19 protein-coding genes and 1 pseudogene are annotated in these 22271 nt (G+C 68.7%); 5 read left to right on the top strand and 15 right to left on the bottom strand.

From position 1 onward, the window contains the following. Positions 1-41: 41 nt before the first annotated feature. From istB to AB0D44_RS08820, 4 genes and pseudogenes are all read right to left on the bottom strand, one after another. Positions 42-831: pseudogene (gene istB, locus AB0D44_RS08835) on the bottom strand (IS21-like element helper ATPase IstB). A 140-nt stretch (positions 832-971) separates the two neighbouring features. Continuing rightward, positions 972-1583, bottom strand: coding sequence for a hypothetical protein (locus tag AB0D44_RS08830; protein ID WP_362586551.1), 612 nt, complete (start codon positions 1581-1583; stop codon positions 972-974). A 176-nt stretch (positions 1584-1759) separates the two neighbouring features. Continuing rightward, complete coding sequence (locus tag AB0D44_RS08825; protein ID WP_362586548.1) at positions 1760-2191, bottom strand: DUF4259 domain-containing protein; 432 nt, start codon at positions 2189-2191, stop codon at positions 1760-1762. 56 nt (positions 2192-2247) lie between these two features. Further along, positions 2248-3849 carry an ISL3 family transposase gene (locus tag AB0D44_RS08820; protein ID WP_362586546.1) on the bottom strand — a complete coding sequence of 534 codons (1602 nt, stop codon included), beginning with the start codon at positions 3847-3849 and terminating at the stop codon, positions 2248-2250. Positions 3850-4397: 548 nt separating this feature from the next. On the opposite strand from AB0D44_RS08820, the gene AB0D44_RS08815 reads away from it, so the two are divergent. Beyond that, a complete protein-coding gene (locus AB0D44_RS08815; RefSeq protein ID WP_362586543.1) occupies positions 4398-4649 on the top strand; it encodes a hypothetical protein in 252 nt (83 codons plus the stop codon). 107 nt (positions 4650-4756) lie between these two features. On the opposite strand, the gene AB0D44_RS08810 is transcribed toward AB0D44_RS08815, so the two are convergent. Then, on the bottom strand, positions 4757-5053 hold the full coding sequence (locus tag AB0D44_RS08810) for a hypothetical protein (protein WP_362586540.1): 297 nt from the start codon (positions 5051-5053) through the stop codon (positions 4757-4759). Positions 5054-5390: 337 nt separating this feature from the next. Between AB0D44_RS08810 and AB0D44_RS08805 the strand changes: the two genes are divergently transcribed. After that, positions 5391-5648 carry a hypothetical protein gene (locus AB0D44_RS08805; protein WP_362586537.1) on the top strand — a complete coding sequence of 86 codons (258 nt, stop codon included), beginning with the start codon at positions 5391-5393 and terminating at the stop codon, positions 5646-5648. Between the two features lie 289 nt (positions 5649-5937). Here the strand turns inward: AB0D44_RS08805 and AB0D44_RS08800 are convergent, their stop codons facing one another. Next, complete coding sequence (locus AB0D44_RS08800; RefSeq protein ID WP_362586599.1) at positions 5938-7824, bottom strand: exo-alpha-sialidase; 1887 nt, start codon at positions 7822-7824, stop codon at positions 5938-5940. Positions 7825-7845: 21 nt separating this feature from the next. Beyond that, complete coding sequence (locus tag AB0D44_RS08795; protein WP_362586535.1) at positions 7846-8169, bottom strand: hypothetical protein; 324 nt, start codon at positions 8167-8169, stop codon at positions 7846-7848. A 55-nt stretch (positions 8170-8224) separates the two neighbouring features. Here AB0D44_RS08795 and AB0D44_RS08790 point away from each other — a divergent pair, with 55 nt between their 5' ends. After that, positions 8225-8479, top strand: coding sequence for a hypothetical protein (locus AB0D44_RS08790; protein ID WP_362586532.1), 255 nt, complete (start codon positions 8225-8227; stop codon positions 8477-8479). A gap of 428 nt (positions 8480-8907) precedes the next feature. Here AB0D44_RS08790 and AB0D44_RS08785 read toward each other — a convergent pair whose 3' ends face one another. The 4 genes from AB0D44_RS08785 to AB0D44_RS08770 all read right to left on the bottom strand — a co-directional run bounded on the left by AB0D44_RS08785 (position 8908) and on the right by AB0D44_RS08770 (position 11073). Further along, a complete protein-coding gene (locus AB0D44_RS08785) occupies positions 8908-9516 on the bottom strand; it encodes a hypothetical protein (RefSeq protein WP_362586529.1) in 609 nt (202 codons plus the stop codon). A gap of 21 nt (positions 9517-9537) precedes the next feature. Beyond that, positions 9538-9858, bottom strand: coding sequence for a DUF6233 domain-containing protein (locus tag AB0D44_RS08780; RefSeq protein ID WP_362586526.1), 321 nt, complete (start codon positions 9856-9858; stop codon positions 9538-9540). A gap of 339 nt (positions 9859-10197) precedes the next feature. After that, positions 10198-10803: a dihydrofolate reductase family protein gene (locus AB0D44_RS08775; RefSeq protein WP_362586523.1), complete on the bottom strand. Its 606-nt coding sequence runs from the start codon at positions 10801-10803 to the stop codon at positions 10198-10200. Between the two features lie 54 nt (positions 10804-10857). Next, positions 10858-11073, bottom strand: coding sequence for a hypothetical protein (locus tag AB0D44_RS08770; protein ID WP_362586610.1), 216 nt, complete (start codon positions 11071-11073; stop codon positions 10858-10860). On the opposite strand from AB0D44_RS08770, the gene AB0D44_RS08765 reads away from it, so the two are divergent. Next, entirely contained in the window at positions 11005-11430 is a 426-nt protein-coding gene (locus AB0D44_RS08765; protein WP_362586596.1) for a hypothetical protein, read from the top strand. The genes AB0D44_RS08770 and AB0D44_RS08765 overlap by 69 nt on opposite strands. Here AB0D44_RS08765 and AB0D44_RS08760 read toward each other — a convergent pair. Beyond that, positions 11385-12527, bottom strand: coding sequence for a hypothetical protein (locus AB0D44_RS08760; RefSeq protein ID WP_362586520.1), 1143 nt, complete (start codon positions 12525-12527; stop codon positions 11385-11387). The two genes, AB0D44_RS08765 and AB0D44_RS08760, sit on opposite strands and share 46 nt — an antisense overlap. Before the next feature lie 1978 nt (positions 12528-14505). Between AB0D44_RS08760 and AB0D44_RS08755 the strand changes: the two genes are divergently transcribed. Beyond that, entirely contained in the window at positions 14506-16104 is a 1599-nt protein-coding gene (locus AB0D44_RS08755) for a TROVE domain-containing protein (RefSeq protein WP_362586517.1), read from the top strand. Between the two features lie 168 nt (positions 16105-16272). Here AB0D44_RS08755 and AB0D44_RS08750 read toward each other — a convergent pair whose 3' ends face one another. From AB0D44_RS08750 to AB0D44_RS08740, 3 genes are all read right to left on the bottom strand, one after another. Further along, positions 16273-16788 carry a hypothetical protein gene (locus AB0D44_RS08750; protein ID WP_362586514.1) on the bottom strand — a complete coding sequence of 172 codons (516 nt, stop codon included), beginning with the start codon at positions 16786-16788 and terminating at the stop codon, positions 16273-16275. Next, the gene (locus AB0D44_RS08745) at positions 16772-17311 is read right to left on the bottom strand and encodes a hypothetical protein (protein WP_362586511.1); all 540 of its coding nucleotides are present in this window, start codon (positions 17309-17311) and stop codon (positions 16772-16774) included. The genes AB0D44_RS08750 and AB0D44_RS08745 overlap by 17 nt, the downstream gene beginning before the upstream one ends. An 846-nt stretch (positions 17312-18157) precedes the next feature. Further along, a complete protein-coding gene (locus AB0D44_RS08740; RefSeq protein ID WP_362586508.1) occupies positions 18158-22051 on the bottom strand; it encodes a hypothetical protein in 3894 nt (1297 codons plus the stop codon). Between the last annotated feature and the right edge of the window lie 220 nt (positions 22052-22271).

Below are 22271 nucleotides of genomic sequence, written 5' to 3'. Positions count from 1 at the left end.
TCCCCTGAGGCTGGAGAAGTGGCCGACGGCCCTGGCGGGAGCTAGCTGGCCGCGGCTTCGGCGCGGGCTCGGGTGCCGGCGAGGCGGTAGGAGTCGGTGCCGGTCTCGATGATGGTGCCGTTGAAGGTGAGGCGGTCGACGATGGCCGCGCAGAGGCGGGGGTCGGTGAACGTCTTGGTCCAGCCGCCGAAGGACTCGTTCGAGGCGATGGCGACGCTGTTCTTCTCCTCGCGCTCGGTCAGGACCTGGAAGAGCAGTTCGGCCCCGCGTCGGTCGAGTTCCATGTAGCCGAGTTCGTCGATGCAGAGCAGGTCGACGCGACCGTAGCGGGCGATCGTCTGGTCAGCTGCTTCTCGTCGGCGGCCTCGACGAGCTCGTTGCCCAGCTTCGCCGCCAGCACGTACTTCACCCGGTAGCCGGCCATCGCCGCCTCGGTTCCCAGGGCGATCAGCATGTGGGACTTTCCGGTGCCGGAGTCGCCGATCAGGCAGAGCGGCTGGCTCTTCTTGATCCATTCGCAGCTGGCGAGGGTGGGATGGCGGCTGCGTCGATGTTGGGTTTCGCGTCGAAGTCGAAGGTCCGCAGGGACTTGTCCCGGGGGAAGCCTGCTGCCTTGATCCGCCGTTCCGAAGGGCGCCGGGCCCGGTCGTCGCACTCGGCCATCAGCAGCTCGGCGAGGAAGCCGCGGTAGGTCATCTGGTCCTTCATCGCCCGGTCGGCGATGTCGGAGAACTCGTTCCTGATCGACGGAAGCCGCAGCAGGCGGCAGGCGGTGTCGATGGCCGTGGTGGCGGCCTGCTCGGTCAGCCCTCGCTGGCGGGGCAGGGTCACTGTGCTTCTCCCTCTCGTTGTTCACCACCGCTGGCGCGACGGCGTCGGAGCAGTTGGTCGTAGTGGGTCACAGAGGCAGCGGCCTGGTATCCGGAGGAAGATGCGCGAGCCGCCACTCATGCAGAAACGTCACCGTCGCCTCACCCCCGGCGACGGCCCGCGAAGTGATCCCGGCCGGCTCGTCCTCGGCCTGGGCGACCTTGCGGGCCTCGAGCGCGACCGCGTCCGCGGTCAGAGCCCCAGCCCGCAGAGCGGTCGCCAGACCGGTCGCCAGACCGGCGAGCAGGGTGCTCGTGCGAGACGTGGCGGGCCAGCAGCAGCACCTCGATCAGGGCCCTGGTGCCGGCGGTGTCTCCGTGGGCCTTGACCGCCGCGGCCGGCACGAACGCTTCGACCGGCGCCTTCCCCGACTCGACGAGGATCTGCGGCTTCCGGTCCGAGACGTAGCGCCGGACCATCTGGTAGGAGACATCCGCGGCGTGTTCCTCGACCAGGCGATTGAAGATCCGCGTGATCGTGTGCCGCTTGCGCGGCGCATCCAGATCCGCCTGGAGCATCCCGTCGATCACCAGCTTGTACGGATCCAGCCCGGTCGGCCGGGGCGGCAGCTGCTTCCTCGGCTCTGGCCAGACCGAGTCGACGGCCTTGCGAACCGTCCGCCACGACACGTTGTACTTGCGCTCGATCTCCCGGATCTTCATGCCGCCGCGGTGGTCCCGACGGATCGCCGCGTACAGCTCGACCTTCGACATGCGGCATGACCAGGCCCTTTCACCAGGAGCATCCCGATGCTGCCCTGGCAAGAACCCCAGTGACTTCAAAACTCGTGAACATCACCCGACCGTGGATCCGGGCGCCTACCAAACCCATGAACAACTGACTTCACAACCCGGGTTCTGGCTCAGCTTCCGTGCTGAGTGACGCTCCGTTACGGCTGAACATCGAAGAGAGCAATGGACGGGGGTGGCGGGGCAAGCACTGCGCGAAGGCGCGCCAGTATGGCTCGCCACTGCTTCCAGTCCTCCGGGTCGACCCAGTTTGAGGCCGGCCCATCCTCGTCGCCGACGATGCGGGCGAGGGCTTCGTCGGCGAGTACCCGAAGGTCGGAAGGGAACACGGGCATCGGTGTTTCCGGACCGTAGGACATGTCGACGGGCTCACCTCCCGGGCATTGCGCCGCGATCAAGGCGGCGGCGGCCACCGCCTCTTCCGCTTCCGTGAGATAGCCGGTTGCATCGATCGTCCGTATCAGGACGCCTCGGATCAGGGCTTCGCGCGCCTCGGGCTCGGCTTCGTCGAGCGCGTTGGCGAAGTCCGCGGCTGTGTCGTTGTCGAAGGGACCGGTATCCCAGGTGCCCATGCTGATCTCCTTGCGTATGGTCGCCCGGATCCTCGCATCAGGCACTGACAACACGACTACGGGGCGAGCAGGACCCGTTTGCGAAGCAGGTCAAAGCCTGCGCGGCCGAACATCTGGCGCTTGAGCATCTTGATCCGGTTCACGTGACCTTCGACGACCCCGGAGTTCCAGGGCAGGGTCAGACCGGCGATGACGGCGTCGCGGTCCCGGTCGATGCCGGCCGCGAGAGTGTGGAGGCTGGGCAGGTCGTCCTGGCGGACGGCGTCGAGCCACTGCGGGAGCCGCTCGCCCTGGCGCTCGGTGAGCATCTGGGCGAAGGACCGAACGTGACCGGTCAGGGCATCGAGTTCAGGGCAGTTGGCCAGGACGGCTTTGAGCCGGAGCTGTTCGATCTCGGTCAGCGTCTCGGGACGGCTGAGAATCCATCTCGTCACCACGCGGGGTGCCGGCGGTTGCGCCGTGACCGGTCGTGGCGAGGTCCGTTTCTCTCGCAGGTAGGCGGTGACCCGGCCGTAGCTGCCGCGATAGCCCAAGGGAACGATCTCCTCCCAGAGCTTCCAGGCGTTGGTGCAGCCCTCGTCCCAGCGTTCGTCCAGGTAGGGCTTGTACTCGTCAAGGACGGAGGTCCGGCTGTGCTGCCACTGGCCGCGAAAGAGGTCTTCCGGCTTCGCAGCGTCAGCGAGGCTCTTGACGGTGCGGTGGGTCATCTGGAGCTGACGCCCGATGGAGCGGCGGCTGTGGCCGGCTTCCAGCAGCGCGTGGACCGTGGCATGCCGGGCTCGGACGCGGTTGGCGAACCGCTCGCTCCGCCATGGCGAGTCCGTCTTCTCCTCGGGCGGCGCCGGTTCGTCGCCCTTCGCCTCGGGATCGGGGACCAGGACGCGAAGGCACTGGCGGTGGCGGGCGACCGCCCGCTCAGCGGCTTCCCCGAGGTTGTGCAATAAATGCCAGGGGTCGGCGACCTGCGTCGCCTGGGGTGCCCCAGCTGTGGCGCCTTCCGCGAAGAACGGCGCGCGGTCCCGGCAGACGACCTCGATCCCTGGCCACTGGGCGAGCCAGGCGGCCAGGCTTGATGCCTCTCGATCAGGCAGGAGATCGATTGGACGACGGGTCTCGACGTCCACCAGGACAGTGCCGTAGCGGCGGCCCTTGCGGGTGGCGTACTCGTCGACGCCGACCACCCGAGGCGTCGGCACCTCCGGCTCGGGCAGCGCCTCGACCAGGCGCAAGACCGTGCTCCGGCTAATGGACATGCCAAGCACGGCAGCCAGGCGGGCGCCGGCCCGCCCAGCCAGGGCGAGGCCGACTGCGGTCAGGATGGAACGCAGTCGTTCGGTGCGCTGGCCGTGCCTGCGGGTGAGACCGGATATCTGCTCCACGAACGTCTGACGTGGGCACTTGGTGTTCCCGCACCGGAATCGCCGGACCCGCAGCTGGAGTACGACGCTTCGTCCGGCGCTCGGGACATCAGCGAGAACCCGCAGGTAGGAGCTGTGAACCCGACCCGAGCCGACTCCGCATCCCGGGCAGGCGGCGCCGGCCGTGGTGCACTGCGCGTCAAGGCGCACGTTCTCGATATCCATGTCCACCGACCGCACCGCGATGTCCGCGAGCGCCGGGAACAACAGCGCCTTCAACTGGAGTGCTACGTCTTCCACGGCCCGGACTGTCAGCCCAGCGCCACTGACCACCATCCATTTTCGGGCGACTTCACATACCGTCCGGAGACGCTCAGCCGTCACTCACCGTGGCCACTGCACGAAAGGTGAGCCAGAACCACAACCCGTGAACATAGCCAGTCAAAGAATCATGTTGCTCAAGGCGTCGTGGGTCGTGAACGTCGGAGGTCAGTGAAGGCTCGTGATCTGTCCTCTGGCACGCTGTCCCGGTGGACGCTCTCATCGGCACTCAAGTACCTCGCCAGCGACTGACTGATCCGGCCTCGGCGGTCGCGGCTCTGGAGCGGGCCGTCCCCGGCCTCGCCCTCCTTCGACGTACGGCTCCAGCCAGCATCGACTGGGCAACGGTCGAGGGGTGCCTGACCACGGAGCTGCCTTCCGACTTCAAGCTGCTTGCCGACAGCTACCCGTCCTTGGCTTTCGGGGACTTCCTCTGCGTCGGCTTCCCGAACCCCGGGCAGGAAACGGCCTGGTCAGAGGACTCCGAAGATCTTGAGATCCTCGCTGAGTGGTGTACGGACGCAGAGATGTCCGTTCCTCTGCACCCCTTTCCCGCCCCTGGAGGCCTGCTGCCGTGGGCCACCTCGAACCAGGGCGACTACTTCCTCTGGAACACCACAGGGCCTGGTCCCGACGACTGGACCGTCACCGTGGCCTCACGCAACGGTGGCTGGTGGCACTACACCGGAGGCGCGGTCCAGTTCCTCGCCGACCTGATCAGCGGAGCCCTGGAACTGTGGGAGCTGCCGTCGGTACGGCCTCGGGTCGAGGCCTTCTGAGCGTACGACGGCTCCACGACTCGCTCGTGTTCACCGTGTCGTCGCACACGAAGGGACAGCCGGCACCGGAGACAACTACATCCCATGTCCAACGGGGGGTGTCGCCGTTACCCCGTTTCATCACCACGCTGAGAGTCGTCCAACACCACCCGCACCACCGCCGCTCGAGCCTCCGCCACGACCTCCTCCAGCCCCGCCCCGGCTGTGCCGTCGGCGTCCAGCGCGTCGAGGCGGACCGCGAGCTCCCGCAGGCCGGCACGCGCCTGCACAAGCTCGCGCAGGACGTCGGCACGGTCCGCGGAGACCGGCACCAGGACGTGCTGCGCGACCGCCATCACCTGCTGCCCCACCCACCCGGCGACCGACGTCCCCTCGCGGTCAGCCGCAGCGCGGACGACCACCACTCGGCCGGGCTGAAGGCCCCCACCCACCCGCTCCGAACGCCGCTCCCCCGTCTTGCGCTCACGCCTGCGGCCGCCCTCACCGGCCATCCGTCAAGCCACCCCGACGCCCGCTACGAGGTGGGACGCATCCTCGCCACGGGCGACGCCTCCAGTCGGCCCGCCCACCACAAGAAGAGGACAGAGCCCGCGACGCCAAACCGATGCTGACCATGACCGCGATCACAGCACGGCATAGGCTGCTCGGGTAGTCGCAGCCGGATCAACGGGGGGCCTCATGGAGCACAGCTCTGAGCGAGAGAACAGCGAAGGCTCGGCTTCTGCTCGGTACACCCAGGACATGCAGGAAGAACGCCGCTCTGTGCGCGAAGCACTGCGCTCGGATCTCCCTGCCGCCCACATGGGTCTGGGCGTGACCGTCATCGCCCTCATCGTGGTCGCCAGTTTCTCCGGCCCTCGATGGACCTTGATCATTGCTGGTGCTTTCACGGCCTGGTTCATTCTTGCGCTAACAGTGATCCACATCGGCAGCGGCCGTGGCTGGGATGCCATCCGACGGGCCTATATCGCAACGTTCGGCTGGGGCAACTGGATCTGAACGTCCCTCACTGCCCACCCGTCCACCGCGGCCGAACCATAAACGACAAACTCAGTCAAGTACGGACGAACGTGCACAGCTCGAGGACTGGCCGCGTGCACGATCCGAGACCGGTGACGAGGACTTCGCCGCCGAACACCTCCCCCATGTGTTTCCCGCACCGACAGCAGGCATCAGGCTAACCGGGTCGGCGGATAGTCCTGCGGGGCGGCCACGTGCGGCGAAGTGGCACCAGCGGCCTGTCCCGGCGGCAAGGGCCATGCGTGTGGCCCTTGCCACCGGCCGGCGGTCAGTTCAGTGTGGTGAGGATCCGCCGACTGCCCCAGAACTCCTTCTGGATGCTGTCCGCAGAACTCCACGACCAGTGTGTGAGCCTCCCGTCAGGGTCCGCCCCGAAGATGTGCTGTGCGCCGTTGGCGGTGTGCGCCACCGGGTCGGAGTGCAGCGACCCTTCCCACACCCTGGAGTCCGTTGTGCGGGTGCTCTGGTCCCACCACCACTGGGCGAGCTTGTTGTCCTTGGTTCGGGCGAAGACGTGCTGCTGGTCGCCGTGGACGAAGGCGGCGGGCCGCCCGATCACCGGGAGCTGCGGGTCCATCACCTGCCGCTTGACTGCCCGGGTTCGGTAGTCCCACCACCAGTGGGCCAGCCGGCCGTCCTTGCCACTGGCGTAGACGTGTTGCTGGCCCTGGAACACGAAGGCCGTCGGCGCGCCATTGATGGATCCGCTCCAGATCTCGTGGCGTATGCCGAACTTCTTGGTCCACCACCAGTGGTGCAGCTTGCCGTCGGTGCCGGAGGCCCAGACGTGCTGCTGCTCGCCGTAGAGGAGGCTCACGGGATCCCCGGCGAGGGTACCCGCCTTGGCCCAGGTAGCCCGCTTCAGGAGCGCAGTACCGACGTCCCGCCAGATGTGCAGCAGTTCACCGTTCGCCGACCGGGCGAAGGCGTGCTGCTGGCCAGGTGTGACGATGGCTGCCGGTGTTCCGGCCACGGCAGTGCCCGCTTCAGACCAGGTCTCCTGGGTGAGGCCGCCCCCTCCCGGGACCCAGAAACGGTGGAGGAGACTTCCGCCGGTGCCGTGAACCAGTACGTGCTGCTCGGTGCCGTAGGCGAAAGACACTGCCCCGCCCTCGGTACCGGTGCCCCACGAGCCCTCTGCGACCGACCCGTCGGCATTCTGGAACCAGTTGCCGAGCGTGCCGTCCGTCGTGGGCGAGAAGAGGTGCAGCTGGCTGGGGTTGCTGGTGGCCAGCGCCCCGGTGTTCTGGTTGATGGTCAGACTGCCGACGTCCGCGGGCAGGTCGTCGTCCAGGTCAGCCTCCGTAAATGTGGCGAACCGGATGAACTCGTACGGGCCTGCCTCTCCGCCCTCGTAGAGGATGCCGTACTTGCCCTCACCCAGGGCCACCATGTCGGAGTACGCGGAGAAGCCCTCCCGGACCACGGTTCCCTGAGCAGGGCTCTGCCACGTGAGGCCTCCGTCGAAAGAGGACCGAATGGTCAGATTCTTGCGTGCGGTCGCGTCGGCCGGCCCTGGGGCCGGGGCGGCCAGCAGAGTACGGCCGATGCCCTCGCGCCCCTCCAGCGGTACAGCGAGAACGGATGCCTGTATGCCGCCGCTGGGCAGGCCGAGGTCCGGCAGCAGCTGCAGCTCATTCTTGAAGCTCACGCCCTGGTCCGTGGAGATCGCGTAGACCGCTCGGTTCCTCGTAGTCTGGTCCCCTTCTTCGTTGCGTGCCACTACGAAGATGCTTCCGTCGCCGTGTTCGACGAGGCTCGGCTCCTGTGCCCCGATCGCAGGCTCGGCTTTGAGGGAATGAGCCCCCGGTTTCCAGTCCATGCCGTTGTTGTCGCTGTAGATCAGACCGACGGTCATGTCTGACTGCCGCGGGGTGCCGGGGGCTTTGCGGAGCCAGATGCCGGCCACCATGCGGCCGGCATGTGTGCCCTTGGTGAGCTGGATGCCATGCGCGGGGGGTTTCTGGACCGCTTTCCGTGGATCATCACGCTGAGTGACGTTCGTCTGGCGGGCGGGGCCCTTGGGAAGGTGCCTGAAAATGATCCGTCCCCGACGGTGTGCTGACGTGCCAGGCATGCGGATCGTCCACTGACTGCTGGCGGGAGGGCTCAGCCGGAGGGCGATCGGGGGCCAGCTCCGCGTGCCCTCGCGCACCGTCAAGCTCTTGGGGCTGTCTCATGTGGTGCCGGGAAGATTCCTTGACGCGAGCACAGCGAGCTGGTGCAACCGCTGGCAGTACTGGGCTCCTGCAAGGTCGTTGATCTCAGGGATGACTCGGTCCAGGTCCTCGATGCGGCTCTGCAGGAGGATGCTGTCGTTCGAGTCGAGAGTGCCGCTGTTATCGAGCCAACGAAGAACGCAGCCGGCGATGTCCAACTCGAGGAGCCACACATGTGTGCCCCCGTACGTGGCATGTCGCAAGCTGTCGGGGAAGGGCTCTTGGCGGAATTCCTGCCAGAGACGATCTGCGGTCTCCACCTGCTCAGTCGATTCGCTCATTTGAACCATCATGCAGTAGCCGTTGAGCTGGTTCGCTGTTCCTCAGCAACCGGCGGTGGCAGATGAGGACTACAGCGATGCCTGCGAACGCCAGGAAGTGTTCGGCCTTGCGTTCATCGGCAACATCCCCTTGATCACCTTGCTTCCCGGTCTGTCGCCTGCTGCCGTGATCGCGCTGCAGGACGTCGCGCGTGGCGGTGACACGGCTCGCGTCGGCAGGGCCGGGACAGCGGGGGTGGGCACCGGATCACGCCGTCTTTCCCGGTCCGCAGCCATGGACGCTGATCATCCTCGGCCTGGATGTCATTGAGCATGCCGTTGAGGGTGACGAGCTGGAGTTCGTGCTTGATGTGGTGTGGACGGACAAGGGCAAGCTGGCGGTTGATGCAGCGGTGGTCGTGGCCTGCTGGTGCGGCACCGACCATGCCACGCATCAGGTCGATGCGTTCAGGTCCGTCGTCGGGAGGTGGCCCACTTGCCCGGGGCTTTCCGTGCAGGGGCCGAGCGTCCGATCGGGTGGCTGGCGGACCCGCGGGATGCTGACTACCGGCGTGCCGGGGCATCACTGCCGGCGCGCGCCCCTGCTGGGAACCGGGCCGCGGGGGAACCGGGCAGGCGTGAGTGATTCTGACAGGCCTGCCTCGCGCAAGAATCCGTCTCGAGTGCACGCGAGGTGGAGACGCTTGCGTCGCCTGGCCGAGTATCGCCATCCACGCTTCCAGGCCGCGGCGTGATCCTCTACACGGCTTGCGACTTCAATCGCCAAACGGCGTGCTCGAGGCCGGCGCGGTCGTGCCCGAGATGTTCAGCGGCCTCCTCGTACAGGGCTCGGAGCTGTTCGTATCCGAGGACCGAAATCCCGGCTTCCGCAGCGAACCGACGCAGGTGCACGTCCACCGCAACCTGGGATCGGCCGACGAGGTTGCCGATGTAGTCCACGCTCTTGGGACCCACGCCCTTCACCTTGCGCAACGCGGCGCGATTGTCCTGATCGCCGAGCCAGGCGTGGAGGTCTTCCCGAGTGTCGACCCCTCTGGCAGCCAGGAGGTTGGTGATGGCATGGGCCGTCGCGACGCGGGCTGGGCTGTTGTAATCCATGGCGAGCGCAAGGTCTTCTGCCGCGATCCGTGCCTGGAAGCCGCTCACGGTGGCGGCGTCGGGCCACAGCAGTTGCAGAGTACGGAGTCGAGGCCGGATGGTCGCTTCGTACTTGCGTTGGGCGTGGAAGCTGGTGTCACAGATGACAGCGCCCATGTGTGTCCAGCCGGCAGGCGGGGCGAACGGGCCACAGCCGAGAACGGTCTGGACGTGGCCGGCGAGGCGTTGGGCAAGGCTGAGTGTGGTCACGGGCACATGATGCCGAGAGGATCAGGTGTCGAGAAGGCCCAGCAGTGTGCTGTCGGGGCGGCATAGCGGGCAGGACAGGACGGCAGGGACTGTGAGGAAGACCTCTTGCACGGTCTCCAGGGTGGCGGCGCGGCCTCCGCCGGTCATGGGGCAGTCACCGGTGTGGACCCGTTCCGGTGCGCGGCGGACGCCGATGCCGTACTCGATCCACCACGGCGGCGCGCCGGGGAGCGGCCGACGCCGCGCTTTCTCGGCTTCTGCGACGCGGACAGCGGAGATCCGCTCGTCGACAGGAGCCAGGGTGAGTTCCAGCCAGCGGCGTATGACCAGCAGCTGATCCATGTTGGCGGCAGAGGGAGGAGCGGGTCAGGACCGGCCACTGCGCCTACGCCGCTTCCGCGGAGCTGGTGGCCATTGGGCGAGCCTGTTTTTTCAGCCCCATACGGGCGGCCACGACGTCCTCCCGGGACAGAGCCGAATGGTCTCCCTCGCCCACGTCGACCGCGACTGGGCCTGCTCCGCGCGCACGCGGGGATGGGCCCGGAGTGACCAGGCCGCGAGGTTGGCCAGGATCTGCTCCCCGACCATGCAGGGGATGGACGCCCCGCCGCCCTTACGGCACTTAGGTTTTGCTCCGCGCCCGCCAGCCTCACGCCATCCAGGCCGGCGGGCGGTGCCACGTCACTCCGGGGTGCCCAGCGGCGGGTGCTCGAGCACGCGGGGCCTGTATTCGACCAGCTGGATGCGGCCGTCGAAGGTGCGGTGCTCGATCATCTCGAGGGCAACGTCCGGATAGCCGTCGTAGATGCGTTCCTCGCCCGTGGCCCCGGTGATCACCGGGAACATCACGACCCGGAAGCGGTCGACGAGTCCGGCTCGTAGCAAGGACCGGCACAGGCTGAGGCTGCCGATCGTACTGAGGAGCCCGGAGCCGCTCGACTTCATGGCGCGGACCACCTCGACGGCGTCGTCGCGGACGAGCGTGGAGTTGGCCCACGACAGCGGCTCCTCGAGTGAGGAGGAGAACACCACCTTGGACGCTTGCGTGAGTTCGTCGACGGACGCTTCTTCTTCGGGCCTGAACTCGTCTTGGCCAGCCGGGACCTCGCCGGCGGCGAAGCCCGACATCAGGCGGTAGGTGTTCGCTCCCATCAGGTAGGTGGCCTCGGGTTGCTCGCCGAGCCATGCGAGGTACTCCGGGCCCTCGAGGCCCCAGAACCCGGGCCATCCCTCTGCGGAGGCGTGGCCGTCGAGGGAGGTGATGAAGTCGACGAGAAGCTCCGACATGGCGGTGTCCTTTCCTAGGCTGTCACGAGCTTGGACCGGCCGGACGGCACAAACTCATCGGCCGCGCGGTGGAGCAACGAGAAAACCCATGGTGCTGCAGCCGATCAGGTCGGCGGAGCGGCCTCCAGCCCATGCACCGAACACCTCCACATCCTCATCGCCCAAGGCAACCTCGCGGCATCGTACGGGGAGGCTGGGCGGATCGACGAGGCCATCGCCATCGAGGAGCAGGTGGCGGCCGACAGCGAACGGCTGCTCGGCGGCGAACACCCCAGCACCCTCCATCACGCTCCGCCTGAAGGGCGCGCCGAGCAGGTCCCTGGTGCTCTACCAACTCGGCATCGGCGAAGGCAACGCACCCGACCCGGGCCGCCCGACCGGATCGAGGCGTCCGGGCAAAGGGCTGGCTTGCCCTCCGGTTGGCGGGCACGAGCCGGAAGGAGGCGCCGGCCCGGCAGCAGGGGACCGTGCCTCCGCGGCTTCCGGCGCCGGCTGCGCCCCCGTACCGCTCTCCACCGGCGTCGAACCAGCGCCACGATCTCGGCCCCCGCCTGCCGGTCCGCTGACCGGGCCGTCGCCCTTCACTCCGGCTGGCGTTCGGGGCCCGCGAAGTCGGGGCTGGTGTAGCTCGGGCGGGGGCCCGGAGTGGTATCGGGGCTGGAGTCGGGCGAGGTGAAGTCCGGGCGGGTGGAGCCGAGGGCCGGCATGCGGCCGGGGGCGCGGGCGGAAGCGTCCGGGCGCGGAGGGGCCGGCTCGGCGAGAGCATCCGTCAGGAAGGGCACGATGCCCCGTTCCAGCAGGGCCTGCCGCCAGGCTTCCCTGGCCCGGGCCACCTGCTCATCGCTCACTTCATGGTCGCGCGCGGACTCCGGGAGGGGCTGGCCGCGGCTGCTGCGCAGAGCAGTCACCACCAGGCCGACCACACAGACGGCGATCGCGCCTACGGTCACGGCCACAAACAGCCATCCAGCAGCGAACATCGTCCGGCCGGACCCCGACTCGCCGCTGAACATCTCGAGGACGAGTCCGATGAGGAAGAACAACACGGCGGCGGTTCCCGAGAGGACGGGGGCGAGGACGGCGAAGACGGCGAACAACCCGGCTCCGCCCGCCTCGGTCATGTCCAGGGCTGGTGTTTCGCTGCTGGTCGGACGCGTGCGGGCGGCCGCCGGCGGCTCTGGCGTACGCGGTGACCGCGCCTCCGCCGCCCCCGGAACCGCTGGGCGTACGTGCAGGCCCAGCAGCGCTGCCAGCAGACGGCGACCGTAGGAGAGCCTCGCCCACCGTGACGCAGCGACTCCGTCGCTGATGCGGCGGCCGCCCGGTTGTCCGGCACCCAGGACGGCCGCGCCGAACCGCCGGCCCAGACCTGCCCCTGCACGGTGGTCGGTGGCCGTGGGGCCGCGGCCGGAGCGGGAAGGAGCGGAGGGGGCGGGGCCGGCCGAACGCGAGGACGAGTACACCCTGTCCGAGGACTTGTGCCGGGGCGACTCCGGCTCACGGTGTTCTTCCCGGACTTTCACATAGTGGGCGTACTCGGCCGCTGCGGCCGCCGTGAGGAGTGCGGTGGCGCCGAGCGCCATGGTGCGCAGTTGCTCCGCCGTGAGCCGTTCGCCCATGGCAGCCAGTTCCGGACGCTCGGGGGCTGAACGCAATGCGTCGTCGAGGATCCGCTCGTACTCCGGGCGGTCCTCGTTCAGCAGGTATGGCCTGTTGCCACTCACAGGCCCTCCTCCCCGATCGCCGGTCCCTGCCGCCATCGTGGCGCGCCTCGGCCATCGAAGCCAGATCCCGTTCCGTCGGCGGGGTCCGCGGGCACGGGCCTGTCCCCGGAGCGCATGGGATCCGGAAGCTGTGTCCGGCCCGCGGGGATCTCGCCGGATGTGGGACTCGGCGTGCCGGCTTCCGCGGCCGCGGCAGCCGGCCTGGGGGAAGGCATCGGTCGCGCTCGGAGCGGCCGGCCTTCAGCGGGGAGGGGAGGCTGGGCCTGGGCCTGGGCCCGGGCGCCGGGGGACGCAGCGGGCTGGGAGTCCGTTCGGGGCGGAACGGCGGACGGTGCTGCGGCACCAGCAGGGCCGTCCGCACCGCCGGCGCTCATCGCACCGGCGCTCGAAGGTGCCCCCGTTTCCGTGACTGCCTCCGCCGCCGCAGTCGGCTGCCGGTCGCCAGTCAGCACCTCGTTCACCGTCTGGATACGGCTGAGTTGGGTGAGCAGTATGGGCGCCGACATTCCGACCACGAGGGCGGCGTACTCACCGCTGATCTGTCCCGTGGTGCCGAACAGCACCGCGGCCCCGGAACCCATCACGCCGTGCAGGACAGCCGCGACGAGGTCGACGGCGGGGTCGAAGTACGTTCGGAACTGCGGGGGTGCCCCTTGTACCGTCCCTTCGGCGGCCGACTGCCTTTGGACGCGGCGATCGGCCTGCCAGGACACGAACCGGGTGTAAAAGTCCAGGAGACCACGCAGCAGGCCACCCGCCGCCCCCAAGAGAATCAACGCAGGAACGTCCACGCTCTCCCCTGGACACCGGTGCTACAGCCTGATTGTGAACCTCCGGACACCGGACGAGCGTAGAGCCGTGTGCAAGCCCCAGCAACGGACCTGACTCGATTCAGCCAGAGCCTGCCCACCCAAAGATCACCAACAGCATCCGGAAGCCCGGGCAGACCTTGAAACCGGCCGCACCTGCTCGGGAGTGGACCTCACACCTGCATGGGGAATCCGCACCCGTGGAACGTTGACGTGGGCTCTCCGCAGCCCGTCATCGTCTGCCGCTCAGGGCAGGATGACGGACGCCGAGGGGGGCGGAGGCACCGCGCGCAGCAACTCCCACAGGGAGTGCAAGCCGCCCGGCCCACTCGGCGAGCAGCCTGTGGTCCATCAGGTGCAGGCGCTGGTCCTCTAGACGGCGGGTACGTGCGCTCCGCGCGGTACGCGCGACACCTGCATCCACGCCGAGGCGTGCCGCTTGGTCGTCGAGCTGCTGTTCCGCCAGCAACAAGCCGACGGACCACAAGGTAAAGCCCCTCCTGTACCCCAAGACTGGGACCCCGTGCTGGCGCCTGAAGTTCGTACCCGTCTGATCTGCTGGGCCCTGGAGGGCGGCCGCTGCGTCGCGACGGTGAGCGCGCTTCCCAGTGCCATGACTCGGATCGGGGAGCCGTTCCCGGGCAAATTCGAGTCGGCCAGGCTGGCGCGCGTCCGCAGGACTGGGGCTGAAGGCATGAGGCCGAGACCCTCCTTGTATGGCCGCCCACCTGATCGGCACGTACCGGCGCCGACCCAGGGTCGGCCTGGCTCGATGCGAGTTATGAGCGGATTGCCGGATTTAGTGAAAGTGCGCGAGAACGGAGCCCTGGCCGCGTAGAGTCCCAGGTCAGCAAGCCTGCTCCCCCCGCACGCTGGGATGGGCCCGTAGGATGCCCGGCTGTTCAAGAACGGAGGCAGGCGTTCGCGCCGTTAATTCGATGGTGTGAGGACAGCCGACCTGCTTGAGTGTCATCGCGACCGCGCCCCCGATGCGCCCGGCTGCGGCTACTTCCTTCTGACAACCAAGTGACGCCGCCGCCTCTTTTGATCTCGGGCGGCGCGGCCGCACCTCGCCCCGTCGGACCTCTTGCCCGGGGCCGTCCGTTCTTTGGATCCGGGGGGATTCACTGCCTCGCTACACCCAGCGCGTTTCCAAGATGTGGTCCGAAATGCTCGTGGCCCCGCACGTCTCGGCGGCCGCCGCCCGCACCGCTTCCGCGGTCCACCACTGGCGCAGCGGACAGGCCCTGCGCACCTACGAAGGCGGACCGACCTTCGTCCGGGAACCCCGGGAGGAGCTCTTCCTCCTGGCCGTCGGCAACTTCGTCTCCCAGCAGACCTTCTACGAGAGCGGCCAGGACCGCGACGACCGCTACGCCCGCCTCGTGGGCCAACTCGCCGTCGAGGACCCCGTATGGACGGCCGGCCTGCTGCGCTGGCTCCGCGGGGAGGGGAACATGCGCACCGCGTCCCTGGTGGGCGCCGCCGCGTACGTCCGGGCTCGGCTCCAGGCCGGGGCGGCCGATGGCCCGTCCAACCGCTCCGTGATCGACTCGGTGCTCCAGCGGGCGGATGAGCCCGGAGAGCTGCTCGCCTACTGGACCTCGCGCTACGGGCGGAACGTGCCCCAGCCCGTGAAGCGGGGCATCGCCGATGCCGTGCGCCGGCTGTACTCCTCGCGGTCCCTGCTGAAGTACGACACCGCCTCCAAGGCCTTCCGCTTCGGGGACGTGCTCAACCTGGTGCACGCGTCCCCCGACCCGGTCAAGCCCTGGCAGGGTGCCCTCTTCCGGTACGCCCTGGACCGGCGCCATAACCCAGAACGGGCGGCTGTACCGGCCCGCGACCGGCTGCTGAGCGCGCACCGGGCGCTGATGGAGTTGCCGCCCGAGGAGCGGCGGGCTGCGGTGACCGGGCCGGGCGGCGCCGAGCGGCTGGCCGAGGCGGGCATGACCTGGGAGAGCCTGGCGGGCTGGCTCCACGGGCCGATGGACGCCGCCGTCTGGGAGGCCGTGATCCCTTCGATGGGCCCGATGGCGCTCCTGCGGAACCTGCGGAACTTCGACGAGGCAGGGGTCTCGGACGAGGCGGCGGCCCGGGTCGCCGCACGTATCTCGGACGCCGACGAGGTCGCCCGGTCCCGGCAGTTCCCCTTCCGGTACCTGGCCGCCCACCGGCACGCGCCCTCGCCCCGCTGGGCTGAACCGCTGGAACGGGCACTGGGCCACTGCCTGGCCAACGTGCCGGCCCTGCCCGGCCGGACGCTGATCCTGGTGGACCGGTCCGACTCCATGTTCTGGGACACCGTCTCCGAACGGTCCACGCTCACCCGCGCGGACGCGGCTGCCGTCTTCGGGACCGCCCTGGCGATGCGCGCCCAGCAGGCGGACCTGGTGGAGTTCGGCTGGTCCAGCGCCCGAGTGCCGTTCGAGGCGGGCGAACCGGTGCTCGAGGTGCTGAAACGGTTCCACAGCCTCGGGGGCACCCAGACCACCATGGCGCTGCGCACCCACTACCGGGACCACGACCGCGTACTGATCGTCACCGACGAGCAGGCAGCGCACCACGGCCCGGGCAGGCCGGCCGAACCAGTACCGTCCGCAGTCCCCGTCTACACCTGGAACCTGGCGGGATACCAGCCGGGCCACATCCGGCCGGGCCCCCACCGGCACACCTTCGGCGGGCTCACGGACGCCGCGTTCCGGATGGTCGGTCTCATCGAAGCCGGCCGCCACGCCGCTTGGCCGTGGACCACCAACCCGGCGTAACGACGGGCTCCCCTCCCCCGTGTGCGGCCGACCCGCTTCCCGGTCCCTGACCTACGGGGCATTGGCCGCAGATCTGCGGCGAGCCGCCTGGACCTGGTGCCACGGGTTCTGCGCCCGGGACTGGGCGCGGTCGAGGTACTCGCGTTTCAGCGTTGCCTAGCCCGGCTTTCAGCGGCCCTGCTGCGTCGGGTCGCCTCCGGCGTCCGCGATCTCCTGGGCGCCGCCGCGGCGCAGCCCGTGCGAGGTGACCAGGTGCCAGCCGGGCAGCCCGGCCAGGTAGGCGCGGTGGCGGACCCAGTCGCCCAGCGCGTCGCCGGTGACGTAGTCGCCCCGCGCAGTGGCCGCGGCTCGGTTCTGGAGACGACCCTTCGAGGTCAGCGCCCGCATCAGCGGGCCGTCGTGGACATCCATCCGGTGCAGGCAGCGCAGCCAGTCCCGTACGGCCGCGACCGGGTCGTAGCGCGGGTCGGCCAGATCGGCCGGGATAAAGGCGCTTTCGCCCTTTCCCTCCTGGTCGGTCTTGGAGTAGGCGATCCACAGGTCCACCCCGGCGTCCTCCACATCGACGTCGTCGATGTCCAGATCGGCCAGCTCGATACGGCGGTTCAGCGCACCGCGTACGACCAGCAGCGCGCACCGGTCCCGCAGGCCGGCCGGTGTCCGCAGGTCACAGGTGTCGACCATGGCCCGCAGCATGGACTCGGTGATGGCCGGGGCCTTGCGGACGCGGTTCCGCTTCCCCCACTCCTGCGGTACTCGGCCAGCATCCCCCGCGCCTCGGCCGTCCCGGGCCGCCGGTCCTCGGGCGCCATGTACGGACCCCCGACATGTACGTGCGGATGGTGTTCGGCGCCATCCCCCGCGCGATCAGTCCGGTGACCCGCTCCACGTACGCGGCCGTCGTGCAGGGCCTCGCCACCCGGCCCATCGCGGCGCACCACTCGGCGAAGTTCTTGCGCTGGCTGCTGTAGTTGCGGTTGGTGTTGGCCGGGGCGGCCTTGTTCCGCAGGCGATCCGCCGTGGCCGCGGACACCTCGAAGTCCGCGCGCGTGTACGTCGGAGCGTCCGCCTCCGTCGGCAGGGCGTCGCCCGGGTAGAGGATGGTGTGCTGGTCGACGAGCGGCCGGGACGGGTGCGGGACGGTGGCGGGCAGCAACTCGTCTTCGACGATCTCGACCTCGAGGACCTCGCTGTCCGCGTCCGTCACCGCAGCGAAGGGAATTTATACGAGGGTGGTCATCTCGGCGCCAGGCCAGGCAGCCCAACGAGGTGCCCCCCCCTGCCGGGTCCAGCCTGGAGCCGCCGAGCCGCCCGGTCGGCAGTACTCCCTCCAGAGGCGAGCACCCCCAAACGTTGATGTGGCTGTCTTCGCATACCGTTCAGGAATACCGTTCCCCGGTTAGCGCCCCGGATTAGCGCCGGAAGTCTTTCCGCGCATGTTGCGCAACTTACACACAATGCCGGTTAGCTGCGGTAGCGTGGAATCACCGAGCAAGAATCCCGGGAAAGTTACCGCTTACGGTTCCGCGGTAACAGCAGGAAAGCCCGTTGCGGTGAACTCCCCTGCAACGGGCCCGTCCTGGAGAGCTGCTGCCTCGGGCGTGCTAGTCCCACGCCCGAGGCAGCTACCCCAGCAGAGCGCGCAGAATCGTCGCGCCCGACGCCGCCACGGCTGCGATCGGCGCAACGGCCCGGCACACACGATGTGTGCGTACGAACCGCCGCCACCAGCGCTTTCGCCGCGGTGACCTTCCTTCTTCGTCAGGACCCATTGAGGCGTCCTCCTTCCGAGCAGGCTGCGCACCGTGCGCACGCCTCGGCACGACTCCCCATGTGGAGAGGCACGCCGACGAGCGGCACCGTGACACGAGCCGGCTGCGAAAGGACCTACGCAAAGAAGGGTATCGAGTCGGCTCGCGGTTGCGCGGCAGAACAGGGGAGTTGCAGGGAGATGTGTTCAGCGATTGCGTCTCAGGTACGGCCCCCATGAAAAGGCCGAGGGTCCCGCCCGATCTTCCGATCGGACAGGACCCTCGCTCGCCTATTCGGTTCGTCAGGACGTGAAGTAGCCGTTCAGATCGGCGATCACGTCGACGGAGCCCGAGTTGTTGAAGAACGTCACCCGCCCGTCCACCACCGGGACCACCACCAGGTTGGCGACGGTTTGCCCCGCCGTGTAGTTGAGGTTCGACACGTTGGGACGCGTGACTCCGTGCGGGTGGACGATCAGATGGCTGGCCTCGGTGGGGTTGGTGACCGTGACGTTCAGGACCACGGCGGTCACACCCTGCGCGGGAACTCCGGAAACTCCGGCCACCTGAAGACTGACGAAACCGCCAGGACCCACGGCGCCGGACCGCGCTCCGGTGCCGTCACGGGTGTCGAGCAGGCGGACCGGTCCCGCCGCCGAGAAGGTCGAACCGCTGGCCGCGTAGTAGCCGGTGACGTCAGCGATCAGGTCGACGGAACCGGAGTTGTTCCGCAGGTCCACCTTCCCGTTGATGACGGGGACGGTCACCAGGTTCGGCACGATCTGCCCGGCCGTGAAGTTGAGGTTCGACACATCCGGTGCAGACTGGCCGTTCGGATACACCGTGACATGGCCTGCCTCGGTCGGGCTGACGGCGGTCACATTCATGACGACCGCGGTCACTCCGGCGGCCGGAATGCCCTTGACCCCCGCAAGCTGGAGGGTGACGACCCCGCCGGGCCCGACGCGCTGCTTCTTCGCACCACTGCCGTCACGCGTGTCCAGGAACCGGGACGGCGTGATCGAGTTCAGCGCCGAGCCTGCCCCGGCCTTGTCGGTGTAATAGCCGGTGACGTCGGCGATCAGGTCCACCGAACCGGCGTTGTTGCGCAGGTCGACCTTTCCGTTGGTGACGGGGACGGTCACGAGGTTCGGGACGATCTGCCCGGGCGTGAAGTTGAGGTTCGACGACTGCGGCGCCGACTGACCATTCGGGTAGACGGTGACGTGGCCGGCCTGGGTCGGGTACACGGCGGTGACGTTCATGACCACGGCGGTCAACCCGGTAGCGGGAATGCCCTTAATCCCGGCGACCTGGAGGGTGACGACCCCACCGGGCCCCACCTGTTGCTTCTTCACCCCGGTGCCGTCACGCGTGTCCAGGAACCGGGACGGTCCGACCGGCACGAAGCGGCTTCCCTTCTGGACGGGCGTGGGGGCGGTGACGGTATAGGCCTTGGGGAGGTAACCCCGGGAGGGCACTCCATAGGTGTACTCGGCACCCTCGAGGACCAGGTCGTACTGCCCGGCCACCAGACCGGTCGTGTCGACCTTGACGCCCAGCGCGGTGCCCTCGGCATTCACCGAGACCGCCTCCAGCGCCCGGTCCGGGGAACCCTCGCGAACCAGCTTCAGCTTGGTGCCGAGAGTGAGGCCGGTCCCGCTGACGGCTGCCTGAGACCGTGTACCAGAGGGGCTCGAGGCGGGGCTGATCCCGTTCGGGGTCTGGGCCGGCGGGAGGACGCAGCCCTTGGCGCAGACGCCCTGCATGGTGAACTCGACGGGTGTCGGGGCCTTTCGGGGAGTGACCAGCAGGATGGCCTGGTCGGCGCGTGCGTACAGGCCGCTGCCGCAGGTCACACTGAACTGGCCCGCCCTCCCCTCGCAGCTGAATTCGGGATTCTCGTCGCCCCACTCGTAGGTGCCCACCAGGCTCACCCGGGGGTGCTCACCATTGGTGGTGCTGCTGGTGCCGTAGACGTTGAAGAACTGGTTCGCATTCATGTCGATCACCGCGCAGTAGGCGGTGGAGGACTCGGAGAGCACCCCGCCACGGGCGGGGAATCCATCGACCGAGACACGGTTCGCGGTGCATTCCGGAGCCCATCCGGCGGCCGTGCCCACCTTCCAGACGTCCACGTTGGTGTGAATCGGCTTGCCCTGGAAACCGGCGGTGGCGATGACCACGGTGTACGAGGCCAGGCCGGTCACCTGGCAGGAGACGTCGTGCTGACGGCAGACGATGTTGCCGTCGAGGTCCAGCACCTCGACCGTGGCGGTGGGTTCGCCCTGCCCTGAGAGCGTGCGCGCGCTGAACCACATCTTGTCGGTGGTGGAAGCGGGGACCCGAATGCAGCGGGCGTCCAGAGCCGACGCCAGGTCGAGGGGAGTGGAGGGCCCGCCGACCTTCGTCGAGGAGGGTACGTTGCAGCTCGCCGTGGGTGAGATGTCGCGTCGCACCAGCGTGTACGTGTCCGCTCCGCCCCAGCCGGTCAGCAGGGCCGTGTAGGGGACACCAGAGGCGAGGCGGCACGGGGTGGTCGTGCTGTATTCGTCCGTCGCGCACGCCACGGTGCCCGTAGGGTCCACGACCCGGATCTTGGCATTCACCTTGTTCTGTACGTTGGTGAAGTCGATCATCTCGGCAGCCGAGTGCTGATCGGCGGACAGGCTCAAGCAGGTTTGCCGGACGTCATCGGTCAGCTTCACCTGGACGCCGGGCGCGCCGCCGAAGGAGTCCTGCGGCCACGGGGTGCAGCCGGCAGTCTCACCGGTTCGGTGAACCACTACCCCGTACTTCGTCGCAGCGGTACCAGTCATGACGACGCGGAACGGCCCTGCGCCGATCAGCTGGCAGACGGTCTCCGGGGAGCCATAGCACTGCACCTTGTGGCCGGCAGCGCTGTAGACGACGAACTCGGCGATGCCACCTCCGGTTGGCGGCCTGTTGAGCAGGTAGACGCCCTCGCCGGTGGCCGTCGGCAGTGTCAGACACAGCTTCTGCCCGGGCCCGCCGAACGTTCCGGTCACAGGCCCGGCCACCAGACCGTTGTCGGGCGTCGCGGTACAGCCCCGGGTCTCGGCCGTGGCATGGAAGGCCACACCGAAGCCGCCGACGTCAGTGGCCCGACGGTCGATCGCCCAGGTGTATTCACCCGTCGGGAGGAAACAAACGCCGTACTCTCCGTGCTGACAGCCGTCTGCGTAGGTTCCCTCGGCTGTAAGCACTCCGCCGTAGGGTGCGGTGCCGGACGAGACCGGGCTGACGGTGTAGCTGCCGGTGGCTGGAACGCGCAGCACGCGGCAGCGAGCCGTAGAGCTCACGTCCGGGGAGATCCCGAAGGCCTGGGGCTCCACAACCGGGCAGCCTTCGGGGTTCGAGAGCCGAGCAGCAGTGAATTCGTAAGGCTCGGCCGAGCCGTACAGCTCCAACACCGACGCACGGAACGGCGCGGTGCCGGAGAGCTTGCAATCCTGCTGGAGGCTGAGGGGGGAGCAGAGCTGCTTGCCCGTGGCGTCGTAGATGCCCAGCGCGCCGGTGGACAAGCGCAGATCGGTGCGCACCACTTCGCCCGGAGGCACGTCCAGCGTGTAGCAGTCACCGGAGGAGCGGGGAGCCAGCGAGCGCTTGAAGACGGTCGGAGCAGCAAGCTTGGTGTCAGCGGCGCGGACCGGATTGCAGGCGGTCGTGGAGAGCAGCGGGGTGTACGCCACGGAAACGGCGTTCTCGACGCCGCGCGAGTTCGGGATCACCAGCGTGTATGTGCCCGCTGCGGTGGTGGGGCAGCTCAGGGGGGCGTAGTCGAGGCTGTGGCCGCGGACGTAGTCACACGCGACGGCCGAGCCGTCCGGTGCGGTGAGCTGAGACCGCACTTCGGCCGCGGCAACCACCTGCACCAGGAGCAGGTCCGTCTGCTGCGGCAGGGTCAGCTTGAGTCTGATCGTCGTGTCCGCCGGTATGACGCAGGTGACGACTTCATGCGGTTTCAGGGTCGCCGGGCACGCGCCCGCCGGCTCGCTCTCCTGCAGCGAGCGGACCGCGGCCTCCTTGGCAGCCTTGGGGTCCGGCGTCGGCGCGGCCTCAGGTCCCGCGGGATTCCGGGGCGCGGCGGTCGCGCCGGCGCCACCGGCGGAGCCAGTAACGGGACCGGGCGCCGGAGCCGCGAGGGCGGGCCCGTCCTGGCCGGTGAACGTCATCAGCACGGCGAGCAAAAGGGCGCTCGAGGCGAGAGCCGTACGGCTTCTCCCCCGGAACCCGGACAGACGTCTGCCACGTGGCAGCAAACTCATGAACCCCCCAGTTCAAACGGGCCCGACCCTGTGATCAGCACAGGAGCAGCGGGCAGGCGGAGCTTATACCGCCTGCGGGCCTGGCTGAAAACAACCCGGGGGCTGCTGAGTACGTCGGGTCCCCTCC

The sequence above is a fragment of the Streptomyces sp. NPDC048349 genome, assembly GCF_040651925.1.
Taxonomy (GTDB): domain Bacteria; phylum Actinomycetota; class Actinomycetes; order Streptomycetales; family Streptomycetaceae; genus Streptomyces.
Note: the sequence above shows the minus strand (reverse complement) of the source record. Positions and strands in the feature narration are given on the sequence as shown.